Annotated in this window: 22 protein-coding genes; 2 read left to right on the forward strand and 20 right to left on the reverse strand. The window is 69.5% G+C overall.

The annotated features are described in order from the left end of the window. Positions 1–11 precede the first annotated feature (11 nt). From ACZ7IB_RS29930 to ACZ7IB_RS29975, 10 genes are all read right to left on the reverse strand, one after another. A complete protein-coding gene (locus tag ACZ7IB_RS29930) occupies positions 12–1,451 on the reverse strand; it encodes an amino acid permease (protein WP_470916911.1) in 1,440 nt (479 codons plus the stop codon). 187 nt (positions 1,452–1,638) lie between these two features. Beyond that, positions 1,639–2,646: an ornithine carbamoyltransferase gene (gene argF, locus ACZ7IB_RS29935; RefSeq protein ID WP_470916912.1), complete on the reverse strand. Its 1,008-nt coding sequence runs from the start codon at positions 2,644–2,646 to the stop codon at positions 1,639–1,641. A 193-nt stretch (positions 2,647–2,839) separates the two neighbouring features. Beyond that, complete coding sequence (locus tag ACZ7IB_RS29940) at positions 2,840–4,072, reverse strand: arginine deiminase (RefSeq protein ID WP_327272387.1); 1,233 nt, start codon at positions 4,070–4,072, stop codon at positions 2,840–2,842. A 93-nt stretch (positions 4,073–4,165) separates the two neighbouring features. Next, positions 4,166–6,739, reverse strand: a complete 2,574-nt coding sequence (locus tag ACZ7IB_RS29945) for a polynucleotide kinase-phosphatase (protein WP_470916913.1) — start codon at positions 6,737–6,739, stop codon at positions 4,166–4,168. After that, complete coding sequence (locus ACZ7IB_RS29950; protein ID WP_470916914.1) at positions 6,736–8,277, reverse strand: 3' terminal RNA ribose 2'-O-methyltransferase Hen1; 1,542 nt, start codon at positions 8,275–8,277, stop codon at positions 6,736–6,738. The genes ACZ7IB_RS29945 and ACZ7IB_RS29950 overlap by 4 nt, the downstream gene beginning before the upstream one ends. 52 nt (positions 8,278–8,329) lie before the next feature. After that, positions 8,330–9,238: a homocysteine S-methyltransferase gene (gene mmuM / locus ACZ7IB_RS29955; protein ID WP_470916915.1), complete on the reverse strand. Its 909-nt coding sequence runs from the start codon at positions 9,236–9,238 to the stop codon at positions 8,330–8,332. Between the two features lie 145 nt (positions 9,239–9,383). Next, positions 9,384–10,307, reverse strand: coding sequence for an LLM class F420-dependent oxidoreductase (locus ACZ7IB_RS29960; protein WP_413752520.1), 924 nt, complete (start codon positions 10,305–10,307; stop codon positions 9,384–9,386). A 124-nt stretch (positions 10,308–10,431) separates the two neighbouring features. Continuing rightward, positions 10,432–10,968: a DUF6099 family protein gene (locus tag ACZ7IB_RS29965; protein WP_401997703.1), complete on the reverse strand. Its 537-nt coding sequence runs from the start codon at positions 10,966–10,968 to the stop codon at positions 10,432–10,434. Positions 10,969–11,092: 124 nt separating this feature from the next. After that, complete coding sequence (locus ACZ7IB_RS29970; RefSeq protein WP_401997700.1) at positions 11,093–11,461, reverse strand: nucleotide pyrophosphohydrolase; 369 nt, start codon at positions 11,459–11,461, stop codon at positions 11,093–11,095. Continuing rightward, positions 11,458–12,741, reverse strand: a complete 1,284-nt coding sequence (locus tag ACZ7IB_RS29975) for an AAA family ATPase (protein WP_470916916.1) — start codon at positions 12,739–12,741, stop codon at positions 11,458–11,460. The genes ACZ7IB_RS29970 and ACZ7IB_RS29975 overlap by 4 nt, the downstream gene beginning before the upstream one ends. A gap of 214 nt (positions 12,742–12,955) precedes the next feature. Here ACZ7IB_RS29975 and ACZ7IB_RS29980 point away from each other — a divergent pair, with 214 nt between their 5' ends. After that, positions 12,956–13,495 (forward strand): DUF2089 family protein, encoded by a 540-nt coding sequence (locus ACZ7IB_RS29980; protein ID WP_470916917.1) that lies wholly within the window; start codon positions 12,956–12,958, stop codon positions 13,493–13,495. A gap of 174 nt (positions 13,496–13,669) precedes the next feature. Here ACZ7IB_RS29980 and ACZ7IB_RS29985 read toward each other — a convergent pair whose 3' ends face one another. After that, the gene (locus ACZ7IB_RS29985; protein WP_470916918.1) at positions 13,670–14,722 is read right to left on the reverse strand and encodes an SMI1/KNR4 family protein; all 1,053 of its coding nucleotides are present in this window, start codon (positions 14,720–14,722) and stop codon (positions 13,670–13,672) included. 358 nt (positions 14,723–15,080) lie between these two features. Between ACZ7IB_RS29985 and ACZ7IB_RS29990 the strand changes: the two genes are divergently transcribed. Further along, positions 15,081–15,473 (forward strand): hypothetical protein, encoded by a 393-nt coding sequence (locus ACZ7IB_RS29990; RefSeq protein ID WP_470916919.1) that lies wholly within the window; start codon positions 15,081–15,083, stop codon positions 15,471–15,473. Between the two features lie 202 nt (positions 15,474–15,675). Here ACZ7IB_RS29990 and ACZ7IB_RS29995 read toward each other — a convergent pair whose 3' ends face one another. The 9 genes from ACZ7IB_RS29995 to ACZ7IB_RS30035 form a co-directional block, all read right to left on the reverse strand. Beyond that, a complete protein-coding gene (locus tag ACZ7IB_RS29995; protein WP_470916920.1) occupies positions 15,676–16,074 on the reverse strand; it encodes a cell division protein SepF in 399 nt (132 codons plus the stop codon). A 104-nt stretch (positions 16,075–16,178) separates the two neighbouring features. Then, a complete protein-coding gene (locus ACZ7IB_RS30000; protein ID WP_470916921.1) occupies positions 16,179–17,453 on the reverse strand; it encodes a cytochrome P450 family protein in 1,275 nt (424 codons plus the stop codon). Further along, a complete protein-coding gene (locus ACZ7IB_RS30005; protein WP_470916922.1) occupies positions 17,450–18,064 on the reverse strand; it encodes a GTP-binding protein in 615 nt (204 codons plus the stop codon). Before ACZ7IB_RS30005 ends, ACZ7IB_RS30000 begins: the two co-directional genes overlap by 4 nt. After that, a complete protein-coding gene (locus tag ACZ7IB_RS30010; protein WP_470916923.1) occupies positions 18,042–18,395 on the reverse strand; it encodes a DUF742 domain-containing protein in 354 nt (117 codons plus the stop codon). Before ACZ7IB_RS30010 ends, ACZ7IB_RS30005 begins: the two co-directional genes overlap by 23 nt. Further along, entirely contained in the window at positions 18,392–18,817 is a 426-nt protein-coding gene (locus ACZ7IB_RS30015; RefSeq protein WP_470916924.1) for a roadblock/LC7 domain-containing protein, read from the reverse strand. The genes ACZ7IB_RS30010 and ACZ7IB_RS30015 overlap by 4 nt, the downstream gene beginning before the upstream one ends. Continuing rightward, positions 18,814–20,196, reverse strand: a complete 1,383-nt coding sequence (locus ACZ7IB_RS30020) for an ATP-binding protein (RefSeq protein WP_470916925.1) — start codon at positions 20,194–20,196, stop codon at positions 18,814–18,816. The genes ACZ7IB_RS30015 and ACZ7IB_RS30020 overlap by 4 nt, the downstream gene beginning before the upstream one ends. 83 nt (positions 20,197–20,279) lie before the next feature. Then, positions 20,280–21,281: an MBL fold metallo-hydrolase gene (locus ACZ7IB_RS30025; RefSeq protein ID WP_470916926.1), complete on the reverse strand. Its 1,002-nt coding sequence runs from the start codon at positions 21,279–21,281 to the stop codon at positions 20,280–20,282. Positions 21,282–21,616: 335 nt separating this feature from the next. Beyond that, positions 21,617–22,789 (reverse strand): Gfo/Idh/MocA family protein, encoded by a 1,173-nt coding sequence (locus ACZ7IB_RS30030; RefSeq protein ID WP_470916927.1) that lies wholly within the window; start codon positions 22,787–22,789, stop codon positions 21,617–21,619. Between the two features lie 62 nt (positions 22,790–22,851). Continuing rightward, positions 22,852–22,986, reverse strand: coding sequence for a hypothetical protein (locus ACZ7IB_RS30035; RefSeq protein WP_470916928.1), 135 nt, complete (start codon positions 22,984–22,986; stop codon positions 22,852–22,854). Positions 22,987–23,526: the final 540 nt, after the last annotated feature.

Here is a 23,526-nt window from a genome sequence, read left to right on the forward strand (position 1 = left end):
GGCCGCCCTCATCAACCCGCGTCGGCAGCGGCCAGCCGGGAACGGCTGCGTCCGTAGAAGACGTATACCGCCGCACCGACGATCAGGAAGACAGCGAACTGCACCCAGGTCGCCCAGCCCGTCCCGTACATCAGATAGAGGCAGAAGACGACACCCAGGAGCGGGCTCACCGGGTAGAGCGGCACCCGGAACGAACCCGTCACCTCAGGGTTCCGGCGGCGCAGCACGATCACCGCGATGTTCACCGCGACCATGGTGCCCAGCGTGCCGATGGTCGTCAGATTCACCACCACGTCGAGCGACGAGAAGGCCGCCGGGATCGCGAAGACGACCGCCACGATCCAGGTGTTCGCAACCGGCGTCGCCGTCCGCGGCGAGACCCGCTCGAAGACCCGCGGGATCAGACCGTCGCGGGACATCGACATCAGGATGCGGGTCTGCCCGTACATCACCGCGAGCACGACGGACGCGATCGCGACGACCGCTCCGAAAGCGATGATTCCGCCGCCGACGGTCGAGTCGGTGACCTGGTCGACGACGATCGAGAGCGCGGCCGGCTTGTCGGCGACGGCCTCCGGGCCGAGGGCGCCGATGGCCGCGAGCGCGACGGCGCAGTAGAGCAGGGTGACCAGGCCGATGCAGACCATGATCGCGATCGGGATGTTCCGCCGCGGGTTCTTGGCCTCTTCGCCCGCGGTGGTGATGGCGTCGAAGCCGATGTACGAGAAGAAGGCCAGCGACGCACCGGCGGTGACCCCGCCCGCCCCGTGGGCGACGAACGGCGTGAGATTCCCGTGCTCGAAGGCCGTGAAGGCGATGACGCAGAACATGATCAGAATGGCGATCTTGAGGACCGCCATCGCGGTGGTGGCCCCCGCACTCTCCCGGACGCCGCGCACCAGCAGGGTGGCGGCCATCATGACCACCAGGACCGCGGGCAGATTGATCACTCCGCCGTCGCCGGGCCCCGCCGAGAGGGCCGTAGGCAGCTGCCAGCCGAACAGGCTGTTCAGCAGCTCATTGACGTACTGGCTCCAGCCGACGGCGACCGCGGAGACCGAGACTCCGTACTCCAGCAGCAGACACCAGCCGACGAGGAACGCGATGCGTTCGCCGAGGGTCGCGTAGGCGAAGGAGTACGAGCTGCCGGACACCGGGATCGCACTGCCCAGCTCGGCGAAGGAGAACGCGGTGAAGATGCAGGTGATCGCGGCGAGCACGAACGACACCACGACCGCGGGGCCCGCCTCGGCGACGCTGTCGGAGAGGCCGACGAAGATTCCGGTGCCGACGACGGCGCCGACACCGAAGCACACCAGCTGGAAGAGTCCCATGGTGCGTTTGAGGCCGTGCCCCTCCAGGTCGGCGCCGGACTCGGCGATCAGCTGGTGGGGGCTCTTGATGCGTGGCCCGGAGGGGCGCAGGGAGCTCGGTGGGCGCAGCGGACTCACGGGGACGGTCTCTTCTCTGGTGGAGCATGTGGGGGGATGTGCACCCGGGGCCCTGTGGGGGAGCTCCGGGCTCTGGTGACACACACGAAAATGGGGTTCGAGCGTGCGAGCTCGAACCCCACCAAGAGACAACATATTAGCCACCTTCACGCATGTTCACCCAATCGGGCGCATGATCATGCGGCAGTCAGCTTGCGGCCGCCAGGGTTGCCACCAGAACGGCCTTGATCGTGTGCATCCGGTTCTCGGCCTCGTCGAAGACGACGGAGTGCGTGGACTCGAAGACCTCGTCGGTGACCTCCAGCTCCGTCAGCCCATGGGCGGCCTCGATCTCCCGCCCGACCTTGGTGCCGAGGTCATGGAAGGCCGGGAGGCAGTGCAGGAACTTCACGTCCGCGTTGCCGGTGGCGCGCAGGACGTCCATGGTCACGGCGTACGGCGCGAGAGCCTCGATGCGCTCGCCCCAGACCTCCTTGGGCTCGCCCATGGAGACCCAGACATCGGTGGCGACGAAGTCCGCGCCCTTGACGCCCTCGGCGATGTCCTCGGTGAGAGTGACCGTCGCACCACTGGCCTCGGCCAGCCTGCGGGCCTCGGTGACGATCTCCTCGGCCGGCCAGTACGACTTCGGCGCGACGATCCGCACGTCCATGCCCAGCAGGGCTCCGGTGACCAGGTAGGAGTTGCCCATGTTGAAGCGGGCGTCGCCGAGGTAGGCGAAGGCGATCCGATCCAGCGGCTTCTCGCTGTGCTCGGCCATGGTGAGGACGTCGGCGAGCATCTGCGTCGGGTGCCAGTCGTCGGTGAGTCCGTTGAAGACCGGAACGCCGCCGTACGCAGCCAGCTCCTCGACGGCCGCCTGGCTGTCACCGCGGTATTCGATGCCGTCGAACATCCGACCGAGGACACGGGCCGTATCCTTCACCGACTCCTTGTGCCCCAGCTGCGAGCCGGAGGGATCGAGATACGTCGTGGACGCACCTTGATCGGCGGCCGCCACCTCGAAGGCGCAGCGGGTACGGGTCGAGGTCTTCTCGAAGATGAGCGCGATGTTCTTGCCGCGCAGCCGCTGCACTTCGGTCCCCGACTTCTTGGCGGCCTTGAGCTCGGCCGCGAGATCGATCAGGCCGCGGAACTCCTCGGCCGTGAAGTCCAGCTCCTTGAGGAAGTGGCGGCCTGCGAGGTCTATGGCCATGGGACTGCTCCTGGGTCGGGTGAGGTCGTGCATGCAGTGACCCTGGAAGTCTATACGAAGCATTGCATCGCTATACGGGGACTCTTGCCTTGTGCGCCGACTCTTCGTGCGGAGACTCTTCGTGCGGAGACTCTTTGTGCAGAGTCGCTTTCCTTGCACCGTGTCGCGCACCGCTGCACCAGGTCGTGCACCGTTACACCGGATCACGCACCACGGGGCAGCTCATGCAGCGGGGGCCGCCCCTGCCCCGGCCGAGTTCGCTGCCGCGGATCTCTATGACCTCGATGCCCTCCTTGCGCAGATAGGTGTTGGTGGTGGCGTTGCGCTCGTACGCGACGACGACGCCCGGCTCGACAGCCAGCACATTGCAGCCGTCGTCCCACTGCTCGCGCTGGGCGGCGTGCGCATCCTGGGTGGCTGTGAGGACCCGGATCGAGTCCAGGCCCAGGGCGTGCGCGATCGCGTCGTGCATGTGCTCGGGCGGATGGTCGGTGACCTTCAGGTCCCTCGGCCCTTCACCGGGCTCGATGGTGTACGAGCGGAGCATGCCCAGGCCCGCGTACTTGGTGAAGGTGTCGCCGTCGATCATCGTCATGACTGTGTCGAGGTGCATGAACGCCCGGCGCTTGGGCATGTCGAGCGCCACGATCGTGTGCGCCGAGCCGGCGTCGAACAGTCCACGGGCCAGCATCTCCACCGCCTGCGGGGTGGTGCGCTCGCTCATCCCGATGAGTACGGCGCCGTGGCCGATGACCAGTACGTCGCCGCCTTCGATGGTGGAGGGGTAGTCGTCCTGCCCCTCCGACCAGTGGTGGAAGACGCCTGCGTCGGGGCCGGTGAAGAGGGGGTGATGGCGGTAGATCGCCTCGAAGTGGACGGTCTCGCGCTGCCGGGCCGGCCAGCGCATCGCGTTGATCGACACCCCGTCGTATATCCAGGCCGAGGTGTCCCGGGTGAAGAGATGATTCGGCAGCGGGCCGAGCAGGAAGTCGTCCAGGTCCATGACATGGAAGCGGACGGAGGTCGGCTCGCTGTGCCGCTCCAGGAACTCCCGCTTGGTCATTCCGCCGACCAGCGCCTCGGCCAGCTCGGCGCTGGGCAACTCCTCGAAGGCGGCCCGCAGATGCTCGGTGGCGAGCGGGCCGTACTCCTTCTCCTCGAAGACCCGGTCCAGGACGAGCCGCCTGGCCACCGGGATCTCCAGCGACTCGCGGAGCAGATCGCCGAAGAGGTGCACCTCCACTCCGCGGTCGCGCAGCACGTCCGCGAAGCCGTCGTGCTCCTGGCGGGCGCGGCGCACCCAGAGCACGTCGTCGAACAGGAGTGCGTCCTTGTTGCTGGGGGTGAGCCGCTTCAGTTCAAGATCGGGGCGGTGCAGGATGACGCGGCGCAGCCGCCCGGCCTCGGAGTCGACATGGAATCCCATGCATCCATCCTCACCGTGCGGAGCGCCGTTCACCCGACGAATCGCCAGCGGTTTTCCGTTGATCTCACCGGGAAAGCCCGCCGGCGCCAAGGCCTACAGCCGCGGGTCGACCGGCTCCGACTCCAGGGCCAGCACCGCGAACACCGCCTCGTGGACCCGCCACAGCGGCTCCCCGTCGGCCAGCCGGTCCAGCGCTTCGAGCCCCAGCGCGTACTCCCGGAGCGCCAACGACCGCTTGTGGCCGAGGAACCGGCCGCGCAGCCGCTCCAGATTCTCCGGGCGGGTGTACTCGGGGCCGTAGATGATCCGGAGGTACTCCCGGCCGCGCACCTTGACGCCCGGCTGGACCAGTCTGCCCTTGCCGTCCCGTACGAGCGCGGCAAGCGGCTTGACGACCATGCCTTCGCCGCCGCGGCCGGTCATCTCCAGCCACCAGTCGATACCGGAGCGCACCGACGCCTCGTCACCGGTGTCGACGACGAGCCTGCGGGTGACCTGCAGCAGCCCGGTCGGATCGTGCTCGACCAACCGGTCGAGCCAGGCCAGCTGCTCGTCGTGCGGTACGGAGGCCGTCGAGCGGCCCTGCACGGCGAGGATCTGGAACGGCGCGAGCCGCACCCCGTCCAGGCCCTGGGTGCTCCAGCAGTAGCGGCGGTACGCCTCGGTGAACGCCGTCGCGTCCTCGGCCCGTCCCTGCTGGCGGTCCGCGAGCGCGCCCACGTCCACCCCACGGGCCAGCGCTGCCGCGAGTGCCGCGTTGGCCTCCGGGAGGACCGCCCCGGATGCGGCACCGACCGCGGCGTACTGCGAGCGCAGCAGCCCGGCCGCCTTGAGAGACCACGGCATCAGCTCGGCGTCGAGCAGCACCCAGTCGGTGTCCCACTCCTCCCAGAGTCCGGCGGCGGTGACGGCGGTGCGCAGCCTGCCGAGGATCACCTCGGTGAGTGCGACGTCGTCGAGGAACGGCCTTCCGGTGCGGGTGTAGAGCGCCCCGGTCGGACCTCCTTCACCGCCGGAAGCGGGGGAGGTTCCCCCTGCGCCGAACCTCTCACGGGCGGTGTTCGCGTCCCGGCAGACCAGCGCCACCGCACGCGAGCCCATGTGCTTCTCCTCGCACACGACCTTGGTGACACCGTCCGCCCGGTACTGAGCGAAGGCCTCGGCCGGGTGCTCCAGGTAGCCGTCCTCGTGCGAGGTGGCGGTGGGCGCCATGGTCGGCGGGAGGTAGCCGAGCAGCCGCGGGTCGACGGCGAACCGGCTCATCACTTCGAGCGCCGCCGCGGCGTTCTCCTCGCGGACCGAGATGCGGCCCATGTGCCGGGTCTCCACGATCCGGCGGCCGTGCACATCGGCGAGGTCCAGCGGCCTGCCCTCCCTGCCCCCGGGCGCCTCGGTGGTCAGCGGCTTGGCCGGCTGGTACCAGACCTTCTCGGCCGGTACGTCGACGAGCTCGCGCTCCGGCCAGCGCAGCGCGGTCATCTTCCCGCCGAAGACCGCACCGGTGTCCAGGCAGATGGTGTTGTTGACCCAGGAGGTATTGGGCACCGGGGTGTGGCCGTAGACCACGGCGGCACGGCCGCGGTACTCCTCCGCCCACGGGTAGCGCACGGGCAGGCCGAACTCGTCGGTCTCGCCGGTGGTGTCCCCGTACAGCGCGTGCGAGCGGACCCGCCCGGAGGTGCGCCCGTGGTACTTCTCGGGCAGTCCGGCGTGACAGACGACGAGCTTGCCCTCGTCGAGCACGTAGTGGCTGACGAGCCCGTCGATGAACTCCCGCACCTGCTCGCGGAAGGCGGGGTCCTTCTCGTCCTCCCGGTCCAACTGCTCGATGGTCTCGGCGAGTCCATGGGTGTGCTGGACCTTGCGGCCCTTGAGGTAGCGGCCGAGCTTGTTCTCGTGGTTGCCCGGCACGCACAGGGCGTTGCCCGCCGACACCATGGACATGACGCGGCGCAGCACCCCGGGGCTGTCGGGGCCGCGGTCCACGAGGTCGCCGACGAAGACCGCCGTACGCCCTTCGGGGTGCGCGCCGTCGACGTAGCCGAGCTTGCCGAGCAGGGCCCCCAGCTCGGAACTGCAGCCGTGGATGTCGCCGATGATGTCGAAAGGTCCAGTGAGGTGGCGGAGGTCGTTGTAGCGGCGCTCCAGCACCACTTCGGCGTGCTCCGCCTCCTCTTCGGTGCGCAGAATGTGCACCTTGCGGAAGCCCTCGCGCTCCAGGCCGCGCAGCGAGCGGCGCAGTTCACGGCGGTGGCGCTGGATGACGTGGCGCGGCATGTCGGCGCGGTCGGGGCGGTCCGCATTGCGCGCGATGCAGACCTCTTCGGGCAGGTCGAGAACGACCGCGATGGGCAGCACGTCGTGGCTCCTGGCCAGCTGGACCAGCTGCTTGCGGCTCTCGGACTGGACGCTGGTGGCGTCCACGACGGTCAGCCGCCCGGCGGCGAGCCGCTTGCCCACGATGTAGTGCAGGACGTCGAAGGCGTCACGGCTGGCGCTCTGGTCGTTCTCGTCGTCGGCGACCAGGCCGCGGCAGAAGTCCGAGGAGACGATCTCCGTGGGCTTGAAGTGCTTACGGGCGAAGGTGGACTTGCCGGAACCGCTGGCTCCGATGAGCACCACGAGGGAGAGGTCGGTCACCGGCAACGTGCGCGAAGTACTGGTCATGCGGCTTTCGCCCCCTTCTCGGTCTCGTTGGCGGTCTCGTGCCAGGATTCGTTCCTGCTCTCGTTCTCGTTCTTGCTCTCGTTCCTGCTCTCATCGGCCGCGGTCATCGTGAACACGGCCATCTGTGTGGGTGGCCCCACCTCGGGGTCGTCGGGCCCCACGGGGACGAAATCGACCCCGTATCCATGCCGCCGTGCCACCTCCTGGGCCCAGTCGCGGAACTCGGCCCTGGTCCACTCGAACCGGTGGTCGCCGTGGCGCACATGCCCGGCCGGAAGAGTCTCCCAGCGGACGTTGTACTCGACGTTCGGTGTCGTCACGAGCACGGTCCGCGGTCGGGCCGAACCGAACACGGCGTACTCCAGCGCGGGCAGCCTCGGCAGGTCGAGGTGCTCGATGACCTCGCTGAGCACGGCCGCGTCATACCCCTTGAGCCGCTTGTCGGTGTAGGTGAGCGAGCCCTGCTGAAGCGTGACCCGTCCGGCCTGCCGCTCCCCCATCCGGTCCAGCTTCAGCCGTCGTGAGGCGATGGTGAGGGCGCGCATCGAGACATCGACGCCGACGATCTCCGTAAAGCCCACGTCCTTGAGCAGTGCCTGCACCAACTGGCCCTGACCGCAGCCCAGGTCGAGGATCCGGCTCGCCCCGGCGGTGCGCAGCGCGTCGAGGATCGCGGTGCGCCGCTGCTCGGCGAGCGGCAACGGCTTCTCCTCGGTGTCGGTCGTCTCGTCCACTGCGTTGTCGATGCTCTCGACGTCCAGGTCGTCCGACTCGGCGAGCCGCACCAGTTCGAGCCGCTGCATCGCCTGCCGGGTCAGCCCCCAGCGCCGGGAAAGATAGCGGCTGGTGATCAGTTTCTGCTCGGGGTGGCCGGCCAGCCAGCCCTCACCGGCCCGCAACAGCTTGTCCACCTCGTCCGGTGCGACCCAGTAGTGCTTGGCGTCGTCGAGCACCGGCAGCAGGATGTACAGCTGCCGCAGCGCGTCCGCCAGCCGCAACTCGCCTTCCAGCACCAGCCGTACGTACCTCGAGTCCCCCCACTCCGGGAACTGCTCGTCCAGAGGTACGGCCACGGCGTCCACGCTCTTCCAGCCGAGCGGCCCGAAGAGCTTGCGCACCAGTTCCGCGCCGCCGCGCGCCGGCAATGCGGGCACGTCGATCCTCAGCGGAAGCGGCGCCTGTGCACGTTCGGGCAGCGCGCGGCACACACCGTTCAGCGCGGTCTTGAAGACCGTGCTCATCGCGACGGAGAGCAGCGAGGACGCCGCATACGGACGGTCGTTGACGTACTGCGCGAGCGCCGCATCGGGGGCGCCGCCCCTGCCCTTGCCCTTGCCACGCCTCACCAGCGCCACGGAATCCACCTCCAGCAGGAGCGCCGCTGTGCAGCGCTCGGCGGATGCCTCGGGATAGAAGACATGCGCGGTGCCATGGGAGGTCGAGAACGTCTGCGCCTTCTCGGGATGCTTGTGCAGCAGAAAGCCGAGATCGGTCGCGGGACGTTCCGGGTTGCCGGTCGTACTGATTGTCAGGAACACACGTCCGAGTATGGTCCGCTTCACTCGCCCCCCACCAGGTATTTTCATGTGTCTACGGCACTGTTGACCCTCCTTTCCCTTCACCTGCCGTCGCTGCGCCGAGCAGGCCGGCCAGCTCCGCGACGGTCTCCGGGCCGACCCGGCAGCAGCCGCCCACCAGCCGGGCGCCGGCATCCTCCCAAGCCCGTACTCTCCCCGGATCGAAGGTGGAAGCGCCGGCCCACTCCCGGCCGACGGCATCCCACCGCTCACCGCTGTTCGGATAGACCACGACCGGTTTCCCGGCCACCTCCGCCGCCACCCGCACCGCCCGGTCCGCGTCCGCCGGATCACAGCAGTTCACCCCGACGGCCAGCACACGGTCATGCCCTGAGGCGAGGGCAAAGGCCGTCTCCAGCGACTGCCCCGCCCTGGTCCGGTCCCCCGCCACGCTGTACGAGAGCCAGACGGGCAGCCCGCACCCCTCGACCGCCCGCAGCAACGCCTCGGCCTCGTCGATGTCCGGCACCGTCTCCAGCGCCAGCACATCGGGCCCTGCGGCGGCCAGCGCCTCCACCCTCGGCCGGTGAAACCGCTCCAGCTCCCGGACGGAGAGCCCGTAGCGGCCCCGGTACTCGCTGCCGTCCGCCAGCATCGCCCCGTACGGGCCGACCGAGGCGGCGACCCAGATCTCCCGCTCCACCGCACCCGCGGCCCGCCGCGCCAGCCGCACACTTCGGGCGAACAGCTCCGCCGCCTGGGCCCGTCCGATTCCCCGGCCCTCGAATCCCTCGAAGGTCGCCTGGTAACTGGCCGTGATGAGCACCTGCGCACCCGCCCGCACATAGGCAGTGTGTGCGGCCTCGATCTGCCCCGGCCCGTCGGCCAGCAGCCGGGCCGACCACAGAGCGTCGGACAGATCGCAGCCCTGCGCCTCCAACTGGTTGGAGAGACCACCGTCGAGCAGGACCGTCCCCTCCAAGAGGGCACGATCAAGCGCACGGACGGGCGGACCGCTGACTGAACGGACGGGTTGCACGGGTGACTCCCTAGTGAGCCGGGCCCGGACCTGGCTCGGGTGAACGGCGACCGACCCCTGACTCGGGTGAGCCGGGATGGTTCCCGGCTCAGGTGAACTGGGACTGGACCTGGGAGGAGATCAGCTCCAGGTGCTCCAGGTCGTCCAGATCCAGGACCTGGAGGTAGATCCGGGACGACCCGATCGCGCCGTACCTGCCGATCTTGTCGACCACCTCGGCGGGTGAGCCCGCGAGCCCGTTCGCCTTCAGCTCCGCCACCTCACGGCCGATGACGGAGGCGCGCCGCGCCACCTCTGCGTCGTTCTTGCCGACGCAGACCACCAGGGCGTTGGAGTACACCAGGTCGTCCGGTCCGCGGCCGGCCGCCTTCGCCGCCTCCCTGACCCGGCCGAACTGCTTCTCGCTGTCCTCCAGCGACGCGAAGGGAATATTGAACTCGTCCGCGTACTGGGCGGCCAGCCGCGGTGTGCGCGTCGCACCGTGACCGCCGATCAGGACCGGCACCTTGGCCTGCGCCGGCTTGGGCAGCGCGGGCGAATCGGTCAGCTGGTAGTACGTGCCGTCGAAGCTGAACGTCTTGCCGATCTCGGTCGCCCAGAGTCCGGTGACGATCTCCAGCTGCTCCTCCAGCCTGCCGAACTTCTCCTTGGGGAACGGAATGCCGTAGGCCTTGTGCTCCTCCTCGAACCAGCCTGCGCCGAGGCCGAGCTCCACGCGCCCGCCGGACATCTGGTCGACCTGCGCGACCTGGATGGCGAGCACGCCGGGGAGCCGGAAGGTCCCTGCGGTCATCAGCGTGCCGAGCCGGATCCGCTTGGTCTCGCGCGCCAGCCCGGCCAGGGTGATCCACGCGTCGGTCGGGCCGGGCAGCCCGTCCCCCGGGCCCATGCGGAGGTAGTGGTCGGAGCGGTAGAAGGCGTCGAAGCCGAGGTCTTCGGCCGCCTTGGCGACGGTGAGCAGGGTGTCGTAGTCGGCCCCTTGCTGGGGCTCGGTGAAGATTCGAAGATCCATGCATCCATCCTGCACCTCCGGATGCCGGTCGTTCCCCTCCTTCTCTCTCCCACGCGCCGCCCCTGCCGAAGCCCTCTACGGTCACGGCCGTCCCGTCCCTCGTCACTCCCTGAATCCTGCGCGGTCACGGCTGACCCGCCGCCGAGCCCGCCGGTCCGCGGATCGCACCGTAGGGGCCGTCCCGCTCCCGGCCTCGCTCCAGATCCTGCTGCCGCTCCCGGTCCTGCTCATCGAGGCGCCGGAGCATTCCGTGCACCCGGTCCATGGACTCGTCGGCCGCGTCGATCGCCTCCATGCACTGCCAGTAGAGCCCCTGCTCGTCGGTCTCGCAGGCCACCCCGACCAGGGCTATCCCCACCTCTCCGAGCAGTGTGCCCAGCCCCGTCAGCGTCGCCCGCGGTTCGGCGAGCCCGGAGAGCTGCGCGGCCCGCGCCACTCCGGCCCGCGCCGCCGGGTGGTCCAGCGCCCCGCCACTCCTTCCGCCGATCTCGCTGAGCCCGCGTGCCTCTCCCCGTAGCTCCTTGGGCCCGTCCGCCGCCAACCGGCTGCCGATCGCCTGAGCGAGCGCCTGGGCCTGCCATGCCTCGGCGATGATGTCCGGTGTGCAGCGGCTCTGTGCCAGAGCACGCCGACTGACTCCCACAAGCCGCTCCGCTTCCATGCGTTACCCCAGTCCGTACGAAAAGCCGCTCAACTCATCCATTACCCACAGTGAGGGCGTCCCTACCGAAAAGCCAGGGGAATTCGGAAATCTGTGGACAGGAAGTCGACTGTGAATAGGTGGATCACTCCGAAGAGTGACGATCTGGCGAATCAAGGGTGTCCGGGCGCTCCCGCACCGGGAATCGGGCCTCATTCCGGTCGATCTTCTCCGCCAGCGCCGTCAGTGCGTCGATCCCCAACACCTCGCAGAACTGCAGCAGATAAGCGAGAACATCCGCGACCTCGTCCGCCACCCGGTGCGCCGTCTCGGGTGTCTCCATCACCCGCGCTGACTGCTCCGGCGTCAACCACTGGAAGATTTCGACCAGTTCGGACGCCTCGACGCTCAGCGCCGCCGCCAGGTTCTTCGGGTTGTGGTACTGCTCCCAGTCCCGTGCAGCCGCGAACGCGGCGAGCCGTTGCTGCAGGGCGCGTACATCAAGTTCTGTCACGGCTTCAGGTCTACCACCGTCACCCCGGCCGTCTCCCGGGCTCGCACCGCACCCGACTCCGTGACCGTCCCCACCAGCCTGAGGTGCCCGGCCGCCCCGGTCGACACCGCCAGATCCAGCAGTCCGCGCAACTGCCGTCCGTCCAGGTCCCGGTCGATTCCGTCGGCCAGCACGGTGAGGGTCTGCATGGCCGACGGCACCTCGCCCGCGGCGTCCACCGCCAGCACCCCGGGGCCGGTGAGCAGTACCAGAGCAAGCGCGAGATACCTCAGCTCACCGTCGCCGAGCCGGCCGACCGGCGTCGCACGCCCCCCGTCGCGCCCGACGGTCGCGCGCAGCAACCCGTCCGCGAGCCGCTCGACACCGAGTGCGGTCACCGGCCCCGCGCATCCTGCGTGAGTCGCCGCGACCAGCCGGGAGTGGCGTTGGGCGCACTGCGTGTGCGTGCGCTCCAGCACCGCCGCGAGGTTGTCGCAGCCGCGGCGCAGCCGGCCGTCGCCCGCCGGTACGGGCGCACGCATCCGCGGCGGCTGCGGTTCACAGGCGAAGACCGACCGCAGGGCCACGACCATCTGTTCGGCGGCGGCCAGGACCTGTAACTGCCCCTCGGTCCTGCCCGCCACCCGCAGCGGCAGCAGGGCCGTTCCGAGGCGGTCGTCCGGCAGCGGCGCACGCGTCACCGGGACCGCACCCGCTGTGTGCCAGGCCGCCTGGACCGTCGAGCGCCCCGGGTCGCGCAATGCGGTGGTGAGCAGGGTCTCGCCACCGCCGGTGAGCCGTTCACCGACGATACGGAGGGTGGGCTCCGCCTGGACGGCCACGTCGAGCCGTACCGGTCCTGCCGGACCGTCCGTCGTGCAGCCGATCCGGAATCCGCGGCGGCCCTGCGCATCGGCCGCGGCGCTTTCCGGTACGCACCCCGCCGGGTCCGGGAAGACCTCGTCGAGCGGGTCTCCGCTGCCCAGCCGCGACAGCGCCTCGTACGCCCGCAACGCACTCGACTTGCCGCTGCCGCCGGGTCCGGCGAAGAGCGTGACCGGGCCGATGGGGAAGTTGGCACCCCGATGCGAGGCGAAGGCGGACAACCGCAGTTCGGTGACGACAGGTCCGGCGGAGCGGACAGGACCGCCGCAACGCCACACGGCTTCCGGACGGGCCGACGCATCCGTAGCGGCGGGGCCATCACCGAACGCGGACGTGCCGGTAGCGGCAGGAGCTTCACCAAGCACGGATGTACGGGCGGACGGTGGCGGGGTGGTCCCCGGGCGGAGTGCACTCATGGACGGACCGTACGCAGAGCGCAAAGCGGCGAACCGTTCCGCCTGAACGACCTTCCTACGATCGGGCTACGCCTGCCGCGGCGACCCCGCCCCGGACGGCATTCCCACGATCGAACGACGTGGACCGGCGCACCCTTTCTCTGTCAAGTTCAGCGTGTTGAAGTTGGGATGGCGCCGAGCATATGGAAGACGAGACGGTCGGTGGGGGTGGAGGGTGGTCGAGCGGGTCCGTCTCGCCGGCAGCGGGATCGCGATCGAGGGGCAGTTCGAGCCGCCGCAGCTGGCTCAGCTCAGCATCGACGACCAGGTGTTCGTTGCCGCCTTCGTACGGTCGCACGGTTCGATCAAGGAGATGGAGCGGACCTTCGGGGTGAGCTACCCGACGATCAAGTCCCGGCTGAAACGGATCGCCGAGCACCTCGACTTCGTCGACACCGACCCTGCACCCATCGGCGCCGCCGACGTCGTTGACCGCCTGCGGCGGGGGAGATCAGTGCCCAGGAGGCGCTGGCCGAGCTGGAGGGGCCCCGGTGATCCCGCAGCTGGTGACGATGCGCTATCGCCGTCCCAGCGGCCGCCGACGGCGGCTGTACGTCCCGGTGCTGCCAGTGCTGCTGGTGCTGTCATCGCTGCTGCTGCTCGCCGTGCCGGCCGGACTGGTCACATGCCTCGCCACCCGGGTGAGCCCGGTGGGCGCGCTGCGCGGCACCGGGCGACTGCTGACCCGACTCCCGCCCTCGCGGTGTGGTCCTGACCGGTGGCCTTCCATGCCTGCCGGGCCCGTATCACGGGAGCGAGTGTCGGCAGACGGTGGCGAGCTCAAGCGGTCTGCGCATCGCCGCTGTTCAGGAGGTGAGCGTAGACCTCCGCCGGGGTGCGGTAGCCGTGGGTCTTGCGTGGACGGTGGTTGACCTCGTGGGCGATGGCGTCACGGTCGCGCCGGGCTCCGGGTACGACAGCGCTGATCCGGCGACGCTGCGTAAACCGTCACCAGTTGCCCATCTTCGTAGAGGGACAGCCTGGTGAAGCCCGAGAAGGCCACGGACACGGCCTGACTGCCTTGGGACAAGCGACGCAGAACCTCGCCGCGAGCGCCTTCCCCCGCCCCTTCCTCGATTCCAAACGCCCACTGCCCACAGCTGCCGGCCCGGACCACCGGGAGGTAACCACTGGTCCACCGGGCAGCATCGTCGCGGGCCTCCGCGCGTGAACGAAGGCGCCACGTGTCATGCAGGGCGCCGAAACGACGCAAGAGCTCTGCCTCGTCCACGCCGTGTACGAAAGTGAGACAGAACGCGTGGTATCCACCGGCCCACCCCTCCTCCACAATCGGCGGCACGTGACCGTATTCAGGTTCGGGAACGGCGGGTGCAGAAGCCGCTGCCGCGAGCTCGAAGACAGACCGGAGGGCGGATGGCGGCTCGGGAGCCTCCTCCCACAGCAGAGCCCCCTGCCAGGCGACCGGCACGCATTTCCGCGGCCACCCCATGGCATGCCCGTGCTCGAGGCAGTCCGCCAGCTCATGCAGGAACGCCGCAAGGGAGGCCCACTGCCCGAAGCTGGTCCCTTCTCCCTTGAAATGCCAACCTACCGCTCCGAACGTGGCACCGCTGCGGCAGTCGAGGGCCAGCCCGTCCGGAGTGACGTTCCGCTCCGCGAACATCAAAAACTCCGGGTTCCAGTATCCGCTCTCAATAATCTCGTGGTCCCTGCCCCACAACTGCTCGTACATTCGCCCCCGTTCCAGCAGACCCTCCAAGGACATCAGCACCTCCCCACCGGGGAACGCGAAGCCGCCGTCGCCTCGAGCGACACCGTCGTGACGCAGAAGAGACTCGACCAGATCTGCGGGAAACCGCATCCCCAACTCATCAGCCGCGGCGCTGATCGCGTCCGCACAGGCAGGCTGACTCAGCGACGCGAACGTCCGCGGCGCATGCACAGCCAGCCACATCTCGATCCGCTGCCACGATTCACTCACAGGTCTCACTGTCATGAACGGATAGTCGCAGCCACCACTGACACGGCAGGCCCCCTGATGGAACCGACTGACTGCAGAGCATCGCCCCGGCGGTGTGTCAGGCCGGGGCATGAGGTCCCGCCGGATGAGGAGGGGTGTTGGAGGAGACGTGCCGCGCCACCGCCAAGGCGGTTGATGCGGCCTGCGACAGTGTTCAGGTCGGGCGCGCGGATGTAGCGTCGTCGCCGTCCGCGTCGGCCCGTTCGTTGAGCGCGCGCACACGCGCCCGGGTGACGACCACGGACCCGACCAGATCGCCGTCGCGCTGGTTCACCCCGACGTTCCGCACGCCGCGGCCTACGCCTTCCGCTACTCCAGCATGGGCTGGCTGCGGTGCGAGACGGCTACGGACCTCGGTGCCTGGCAGCCGGCCTACGCGATGCTCACCCACGCCGCGGCGGGTCTGGACCTCCCCGACGACGTCGGCATGGCCCCGGCCGCCTACGGCGTCCACGTCGAAGCCCGACGCAGCGACGGCACCGGCTATACCCTGCTCCGCCTCGGTCCGTACACCCGGACCTGGCTCGCCTCCCGCGACGCCGACCGCCTCAACACCGAGCTGGAGGGCAAGGCGGCCACCGTCGTCCCCGGCTTCACGGTCACCGCGAAGGGCGCACCGTTCGACGTCAGCGATCCCGAGAGCTGCATCGACCCGTACGAGGCCGACGTCGCCGCGCTCCGGGCCGACGTCGTCGCGGGGGTGAGCGCGTGACCGCCACGGCCCTGTGCGAGATCGAGACCAGCGAGGGCGACGACGGCACCATGCACCCCGTCGAACAGCTTTGGACCCCCTGCGCCGACGACGCGGCGGACAGCGGCTTCGTCGCCCACCGCGGTCTGTACGTCACCGGGATCGACGACCGCCTCTACCCGGCCGCTTTCGTCACCCTGCCAACACCCGCCCGGCAGCCTTCCTACGACCCGGGTACGCCCGCCGCCGTAACCCCCTCGACCTCCATGCCGAGCGGCGACAGCAGGAAGACATTCCGGTCGACCCGGTGCATTCCGCTGCCCAGACCGAAGACCACCCCGCTGGTGAAGTCCAGGATGCGCTTGGCCACATCCGTCTCCGCGCTGGTCAGATCGAGCAGCACCGGGATCTGTGCGACCAGGTACTCCGCCACCTCCCGCGCGTCCGCGAAGACCTGCACCCGCAGCACGACGAGGCGCCGTTGTTCGGCTGCCGCGCTCTCGTCGGGGACCGTACGGTGATCGACCCTGGACGGCCACGCGTCGCGGCCGCGCAGAGGTACGACCTGGGCAAGCCCCTCCCACTGCTCGTCCGTGACGTCGTACCTGTCGTACCTGCTCACCGGACCACCCCGTCTGTGCTTCGGTCGGCGTTGCGCCCGCTGCGCTCGCTGTTCATCGGGCAATTCTCTCGCCCCTCACCCGTTCGGCGTACCACCGACACGGTTCACGGGCTGATCGACACCGCTGACGGCCCGTCCGAAGCACCCTCGGCCGCGTCCTGCCGGTCCGTTTCCGCAGTCATGTCGACGGGCGTGAAACGTACCGGAAGCCGCACCAGAGCACGGTGGAACGGTCCCGGCCGCCACTTCAGTCCGTTGACCGGAACGTCCAGTTCTGCGTCGCACAGCTGACTGGTGAGCTGCTCGATCGCGGTCATGGCGATGAGCAGCGCCGGCTGCTTGGCCGGGCACCGGTGCGGACCGGCCGACCAGGCCAGATGGGCACTGACTCCGGAGCGGACCCCGGGGTCCGAAAGGTCGGGCACGGACTGGGTGTTGGCGGCGGCGTAGGAGACGAGGAGCAGCTGTCCGGCGCGCAGTCGGACGCCGTGGAACTCCGTGTCGTGGCGCGGGTAGTGGGCCGCGAAATTGGCCAGCGGCGGGTCCTGCCAGAGGACCTCGTTGATCGCCTCGTGTGCCGTCATCGCGCCGCCGTGCAGCGAGCCGGCGTAGCGCGTGTCGGTGAGCATGTGCAGCAGAGCGTTGCCGATCAGATTGGTCGTCGGATCGTGGCCCGCGCTCATGATCAGAGTGATCTGACGCACAGTCTCGTCGTTGTCGAGACTGGCCGGATGGGCGAGGAGGTACGAGGTGAGATCGCGGCGCGGCCGGGCGCGCCGGTCGGCGACCAGATCGGTGACGACCTCGACGAGGTCGGCGTACGCGGTGGCGGCGTCCTCGGCGGAGTTGAACATGCCGGCGATGCCGTTGACGATGCGTTCGCTGTCGCCCGGCGGTACGCCGAACCAGGTGACGAAGACATGCACCGGGAGTCGTCGGGCGTACTGAGCGATCAGGTCGCCGCTGCCGGTGGCGGCGAATTCACCGATGAGCATCTGAGCGACCCGGGCGACCTCGGCCCGCAGGACGTGGGGCTCGATCAGGGCGAGGCTGTCGTTGATGGCGTCGCGGTAACGGGCGTGTACGTCGCCGTCGCTGAAGAGCGCGGTGGGCCGGTAGCCGAGCATGGGCAGGACCGGCGAGTCGTCAGGGACGGTGGCCTGCCAGGCGCGCGGGTCCTTGGTGAAGGTGTGGGTGTCGCGCAGCAGGTCGACTGCGGCCTGGTAGTCCGTGACCAGCAGGGCGTCGATGCCGGGCGCGAGCCGGACGGGGGCCAGTGGGCCGTGTCCACGCAGGCGCCGGTAGTGGCTCTGCGGGTCGGCGGCGAAGTCCGGGCCGTACAGCGCGAGGGGCTGCGGCGGCTGTACGGGCGGTGTCATGACGGGTCCTCGGGCCGGGGCATTCGGGTCAGCACATGCTCGGCGAGCGCGATCAGTGCGTCGATGCCGGCGCGGCGTTCGCGGGCGTCGCACTGCACCAGCGGGGTCTCGGGGGCGAGGTCGAGGTGTTTACGCAGGACCTCGTCGGTGTGGGCGGGGGCGTCGGGGAAACGGTTGACGGCGACGGCGTACGGCAATCCCTGCTCCTCGACCATGTCCATGACCGCGAAGGAGTCGGCGAGCCTGCGGGTGTCGACCAGGACGAGTGCGCCGAGCGCACCACGTGCGATGTCCTCCCAGAGCGGGAGGAACCGCTGCTGGCCCGGCGTGCCGAACATGTAGAGCACCAGGTCGTCGAGGACGGTGAGCCGGCCGAAGTCGATGGCGACGGTGGTCGTGGTCTTGTCCGGCAGGCCCGCGGTGTCGTCGAGCCGGGTGCTGGACTGGGTCATCGCCTCTTCGGTGTGGAGCGTGGCGATCTCCGACAGCGTACGGATCAGGGTGGTTTTGCCCACGCCGAAGGGACCCGTGACGAGGAGCTTCATCAGGGTTTGGGCGGCAGGCGGCAGATAGCCGATGCCGGTCCGGTCAGTGGAGGGAGCGGAGTCCAACGAGCAGCCTCTCGACGAGCGACCGGTCGATCTCCCCGGCGCTGGGGATGGGCGGTCGGGTCTGCAGATGTCCGGCGGCCGCGAGGTCCGTGGCCAGGAAGACGGTGGCGCTGACCGGCAGATCCAGGTGGGCCGCGGATTCGACGACGGTGAGCGCGCCCGGTTCGAGCAGCTCGCACAGCCTGCGCTGTTCCGAGCCGGTGTCCGGGGGCAGGTCCGTGTCGGTGCGTACGAGCACGGCGAGCCGGTCGAGCGCGGGACCGGCGGGCCGGGTCCGGCCGCCGGTGACCAGATAGGCGGGGATCAGACGGCGTCCGGGGCCGGAGGTCATGGCCGGGCGGCGGTATCCGGTTGGCGGGCGGGCGCGTTCATGGCCCGGGTCAGGGCGGTGACCTGCACCTGCATCTGGTAGGCGATGTCGCCGAGTCTGGCTCCGGGTTCCGCGAACAGGGCGAGTGTGGTGTTGTTCCCGGCCGGTACGACGATGGCGAAGCCCTGGTCGGACTCGACAACCGTCTGGACCAGGCGCGGCGCCTCGACGTCGGTGAAGGCCGTGGTGAACGCGCGGGCCGCGGCGTGCAGCGTGGCGGTCATGGCGGCGACCCGCTCGCCGGACGCCCGGTCCAGGCCGGGTGAGGCACCCTCGACGAGGCCGTCGCCGGTGGCGACCACGGCGTGCTGGACTCCGGGCAGCTCCAGCAGAGGGGTCAGCACCCATGCGAGGTCACCGGTGGTGGGAGTGGGGGCGCTCACTGCTCGTCGTCTCCTTGGTCGTCGTGGTCGTCCGGGCGGTGATCGTCCGGGTGATGATCGTGCGCTGCCGGTGCGGATGACCGCCCGGCGACGCTCCTGCCATTGAGGGTGCCCTGTTGCAGTGCCGCCCAGGAAGCCTCGGCCTGCTCGGGTGTACGGGACACCTGTTCCCGGTCCCGGGTGACGGCGGCGGATGCGGACCGGGCCGGGGTCGGTCGTGGTGAACGTCGGCGCCGGCTGGGCAGCTCGGCGGGGTGCCCGCCGACGGCTTGCGGTGCCGGTGCGGGTTCCGGCTCGGCGGGGGCGGCAACCGAAGAAGTGGCGTGCGCCTGCATCGGCTTCGGGGCGAGGGCGGAGAGGCTGCGGTCATCCTCCATCACGGTGAGCAGATGGGCGGGGACACGCAGGATCGTACGCATTCCGCCGAACGGCGATGCCTCGATGTGGCAGTTGAAGCCGTACTGCACCACGAGCCGGCCGACGACTGCGAAACCGGTCTGCGGTGGGTCGCCCAGCTCGGTCAGGAGCACTTCGGACGGGCCCGCCAGCAGGGCGCGGGCCCGGTCGAGCGCATCGTCGTCCATGCCGATGCCCGCGTCGTCCACGACCAGGAACGCGCCACGGCCACCGCTCTGCTGGACGGTCACCTGTACATCGGTGTCGGGGTGCGAGTAGGCCGTGGCATTGGCCAGCAATTCGGCGAGCGCGATCGCGAGAGGTTCGGCTGCGCGGGCGACGAGCGCGAGCCGTTCGTCGCGCAGATGGTTGGCGACCTTGATCCGCTCATAGCCGGCGACCCGGGACTGGGCGCCTAGCACGATCTCGACGAGCGGCGAGTTCTGGCGGGCGAGCCCCGGCCAGGCGTCGCAGAGCACGGCGGTGGCCTGGGTACGCCGCAAAGCCAGTTCGTTACGGAAGTCCAGCTGCAGGATCCGTGGGTCGTCGTACTCGTGCTGAAGCTCGTGCAGCAGTTGCTGGGACTGGTTGAGCAGTGACTGGATCTTGGCCGAGGTGCCGCGCATCGCCGCCCGGGCGGCCGCGTCGACGCGCCCGCGCTCCTCGACGACCGCCGTGCGAGCGGCCTGAACGGCCTCGGTGAGCAGCCGGGCGGAATCGCCGTCGACCTCGGCCGCCTCCCGCAGTCCGGGGACCTGGGCGGTGGGGTGGGAGAGGGCGAGCGCCGCGGCGGGTATCCGCTTGCGGGCCAGCTGCCGGATCTCGTCGGTGAGGGCGGCGGTACGGGCCTCGGCGGCCTTCGACTGCCGTTCGGCCAGCTCGGCGCGGGCCAGGGCCAGGTGCTCCGAGCGCGCAGCGTTCTGTGCGCGGACAGCCGCCGCCACGGCGGCAGCGACGGCGATCACCGCCACGATCCATCCCATGCCGTCACCGCATTTCTGTTGTCGGATCGGTCTTCCGGCCGAAGCGGCGGCAAAAGCTCCGCTCATTTCTCCGCCGGGCCTGCTTACTTCGCCGCCGAGCCCGCCGACTCACGGGCCTGCTCCACCTCTTGAGCGACCGCGGCGACATTGGTCAGCACCTGGAGCACTCCGGGCAGTTCGGAGCCGTCGAGCTGCCGGTACTCGCTTCCGATGGTCACCACCAGCCGCTCGGGAAGGCCGAGCTCCGGGTAGCGCCCCTCGGCGATGACCCGGCGGGCCGCCTCAAGGGCGGGAATCCCGGCTGTGTGAAAGGCGTGGGCGCGCTCGCGCACATACTCCAGATACACGATGTGATCGCGCACCCCGGCAGGGTCGAGGACCGGTCCGTGCCCCGGGACGACGATCTCGGCGCCGGTGGCCAGCACCCGCTCGCAGGCCGCGATCACATTGCTCAGCGGACCCGCCCAGTGCACCGGATGATCGCCCGGCCGAGCGGGGGTGGAGGAGAAGATGATGTCCCCGCTGAACACGGCACGCTGCGCGGGCAGATGGACCATCAGGTCGCCGGTGGTGTGCGCGGACGGCAGGGCGGAGAGCTGGACCGGGTACTCCCCCAGGGTCAGTTCGAGCTCCCCGGTGAAGTATGTCGTCGGCTGCACCGGCTCGGTCTGCGACCAGTCGAAGGGGCCGAAGTGACGTCCGAGGTAGGCCCCGAGCGCGGTGGCCGGATCGCCGGTGGCGACGAGCGCGTGCTGCTGCTTGGGTGTGGGCTCGTAATGGATGTGTTCGCGGGCTTCTCGGGTCGCGATGATCTCCGCGTCGGGGAGTACGCCCGCTCCCCAGAAGTGGTCGCCGTTCGCGTGGGTGACGATCACCCGGTCGATGGAGACACCGTCGGGCAGCCGCTTCGTGGACTCGGCCAGGAACTGGCCGGCCAGCACGGCGTCGTACGGGGTGTCGATCCAGAGCGCGCCACGGGGCGAGACGAGGAGACCGCAGTTCGCCAGCCCCCAGCCCCGTTTCGGCGGGAGCCATGCGTACAGGCCCCGCCCCAGGTCAACGACGTCTCCACCCGTGATCGACATGGACGCGATTATGCCGACCATGATCCGGCCATGCGTTCGAACTCGGCCACCACGAGATCCCATTGGCGCAAAATCGCCGCGCTTGCTCTCCGGTGCCGCAGGCGTGGTGACCCTACGAGACCGGCACCCCGCACCCCCATACGACATCTTCCGGATGATCACCCACAATTCACCCGACGGCGTCACGCATCGCGGCAGACACCCATCGAGCCGTCGCCAAACCGGAAAGAGCCGACTACCCACCGAGCATGGCTGAAAACAGCTGTACCGAGACCTTCGGTGACGGCGTCGGAAGCACTGTCACCGAAGGTCGTCGAAACGCCTCGTGCCGGTTCCTAGCGGACCTGACCACGTTCGAAGTACGCAATCAGCTCCGGGTCGAGGGCCGGTACGTCGTACGGTGCACCGCCCTCGCGCAGGGAACGGGTCGCGAGCACACCGGCCGCGACGCTCATCCGGGCGGCGACCGGCGAGGTGTCGGTGACGCCTCCGTCGCGCACGAACCGGCAGAACTCCTCCATGATCCGGGTGTCCCCGCCGCCGTGCGAACCGCCGGCGTCCGGCACCCGGTAGGTGATGTCGGCGTCGCCGCGGTAACCGCTGGGGCCGGTGTTCCAGACCTTGACCTCGTCACCGGGGCTGTCACCGAAGTTCTCCAGACGGCCCTCGGTGCCGATGACGGTGTAGTTCCGCCAGTAGTCCGGGGTGAAGTGGCACTGCTGGTAGGCGGCCACGACGCCGTTGTCGAGCTGCATGTTCATCACCGAGACGTCCTCGACGTCCACGATGTGGTGCAGGTCCTTGCGAGCCGTCGGCGGCCAGTCGAACTCGCGCAGCCAGTTCGCCGGGCGCGGGGTGTCCGGCTCGCGACGCGGCAGGTCGCCGTAGACGAGGAGGTCGCCGAGCGCGTTGACACGGCGGGTGTAGCCGCCGGCCAGCCAGTGCAGGACGTCGATGTCGTGGGCGGCCTTCTGGAGCAGCAGTCCGGTGGTTCGGGTCCGGTCGGCGTGCCAGTCCTTGAAGTAGTAGTCACCGCCGTAGCCGACGAAGTGCCGCACCCACACGGCCCTGGGCTCGCCGATGTCGCCGCGGGCGATGATGTCGCGCATCAGCCGCACGACACCCATGTGGCGCATGTTGTGTCCGACGTACAGCCGGGTCCCGGTCTCGTAAGCGGCACGCAGGACGTTGTCGCAGCTCTCGACGGTGATACCGAGCGGCTTCTCGACGAAGACGGCCTTGCCGGCCCGGAGCGCATCGATGGCGATGACCTCATGGGTGTCGTCCGGCGTGGCGATGATGATCGCGTCGAGGTCGTCCCGGCCGAGGAGCAGCTTGTAGTCCTCGACCGCGACATCGGTACCGAAGCGCTCGGCCTCACGCTGCCGCACCTCGGGGTCGAGGTCGCAGACGGCGGTGATCGCCGAACCCTGTCCGGGGTGGTGGGCGGACATCGCGATGGAACGGCGCAGGCCGAGCCCGATGACGCCGAGTCGCAGGTCTGACACGGTGGTCCCTTCTGTCTGTACTGGTGGTGCGGGCGTGTCCGTGCTGGTGGTGCGGCCGGAGGCTACTTACCGGCGAGCGATGCCTCGTACTCGGCGCGCATCTTGTCGCCGCCACCGGAGCGCCACTTGCGCAGCTCCTCCTTGTAGGCGGAGATCGGCTTGCGGCCCGCGACGATGTCCTTCTGGGCGTCGCTCATTGCCGTGACGGAGGCGGCCCGCACCACCGTGGATGCGGCCGGCGCTCCTTCGCGGCGACAGGCACATAGTTCACGACCGTGCGCCCCGATGGCAAGACTTGTTCATTTCGCAGAGATAACAGACATCTATTGACACAGAAAGGTTTCTGCGTGGACCCCATGAGCACCTCGTCGACGTTGCCCAAGACCCAAAAAAGGGCACAGAAGCGACATGGAAACGATACGAAGAGACCGTCAGAGAGTCCTGCCGGCAAGCCCGGAGCCCACTCTGCATGCTCGCTCGTGCACGAACATGCGCTCAAGGACACTTCTAACAACATTCACAAGCAGGGTCCAGGGCGCCGCCCATACACCCTTCCGCATAGCCGCACCCGGTTCCGGCCGCGCAGAAACGGAAACGGGGGGGGGGGGAGGAGGGGGGGGGGGAGGGGGGGGGGGGGGGGGGGGGGGGAGGGGGGGGGGTGGGGGGGGGGGGGGGGGGAAGGAGGGGGTGAACTCCCGGCAGCCGAGGAACGGCTCGGAGAAGCAGGCACCCCGCTC

Source organism: Streptomyces sp. NPDC037301 (assembly GCF_055602785.1).

What these genes read in the sequence shown, in the direction of transcription:
- argF (WP_470916912.1), bottom strand. Translation starts at nt 2,646, where the DNA reads ATGGCCATAGACCTCGCAGGCCGCCACTTCCTCAAGGAGCTGGACTTC.
- ACZ7IB_RS29940 (WP_327272387.1), bottom strand. Translation starts at nt 4,072, where the DNA reads ATGGGATTCCATGTCGACTCCGAGGCCGGGCGGCTGCGCCGCGTCATC.
- ACZ7IB_RS29945 (WP_470916913.1), bottom strand. Translation starts at nt 6,739, where the DNA reads ATGACCAGTACTTCGCGCACGTTGCCGGTGACCGACCTCTCCCTCGTG.
- ACZ7IB_RS29960 (WP_413752520.1), bottom strand. Translation starts at nt 10,307, where the DNA reads ATGGATCTTCGAATCTTCACCGAGCCCCAGCAAGGGGCCGACTACGAC.
- ACZ7IB_RS29965 (WP_401997703.1), bottom strand. Translation starts at nt 10,968, where the DNA reads ATGGAAGCGGAGCGGCTTGTGGGAGTCAGTCGGCGTGCTCTGGCACAG.
- ACZ7IB_RS29975 (WP_470916916.1), bottom strand. Translation starts at nt 12,741, where the DNA reads ATGAGTGCACTCCGCCCGGGGACCACCCCGCCACCGTCCGCCCGTACA.
- ACZ7IB_RS29990 (WP_470916919.1), top strand. Translation starts at nt 15,081, where the DNA reads ATGGGCTGGCTGCGGTGCGAGACGGCTACGGACCTCGGTGCCTGGCAG.
- ACZ7IB_RS30000 (WP_470916921.1), bottom strand. Translation starts at nt 17,453, where the DNA reads ATGACACCGCCCGTACAGCCGCCGCAGCCCCTCGCGCTGTACGGCCCG.
- ACZ7IB_RS30010 (WP_470916923.1), bottom strand. Translation starts at nt 18,395, where the DNA reads ATGACCTCCGGCCCCGGACGCCGTCTGATCCCCGCCTATCTGGTCACC.
- ACZ7IB_RS30020 (WP_470916925.1), bottom strand. Translation starts at nt 20,196, where the DNA reads ATGGGATGGATCGTGGCGGTGATCGCCGTCGCTGCCGCCGTGGCGGCG.
- ACZ7IB_RS30025 (WP_470916926.1), bottom strand. Translation starts at nt 21,281, where the DNA reads ATGTCGATCACGGGTGGAGACGTCGTTGACCTGGGGCGGGGCCTGTAC.
- ACZ7IB_RS30035 (WP_470916928.1), bottom strand. Translation starts at nt 22,986, where the DNA reads ATGAGCGACGCCCAGAAGGACATCGTCGCGGGCCGCAAGCCGATCTCC.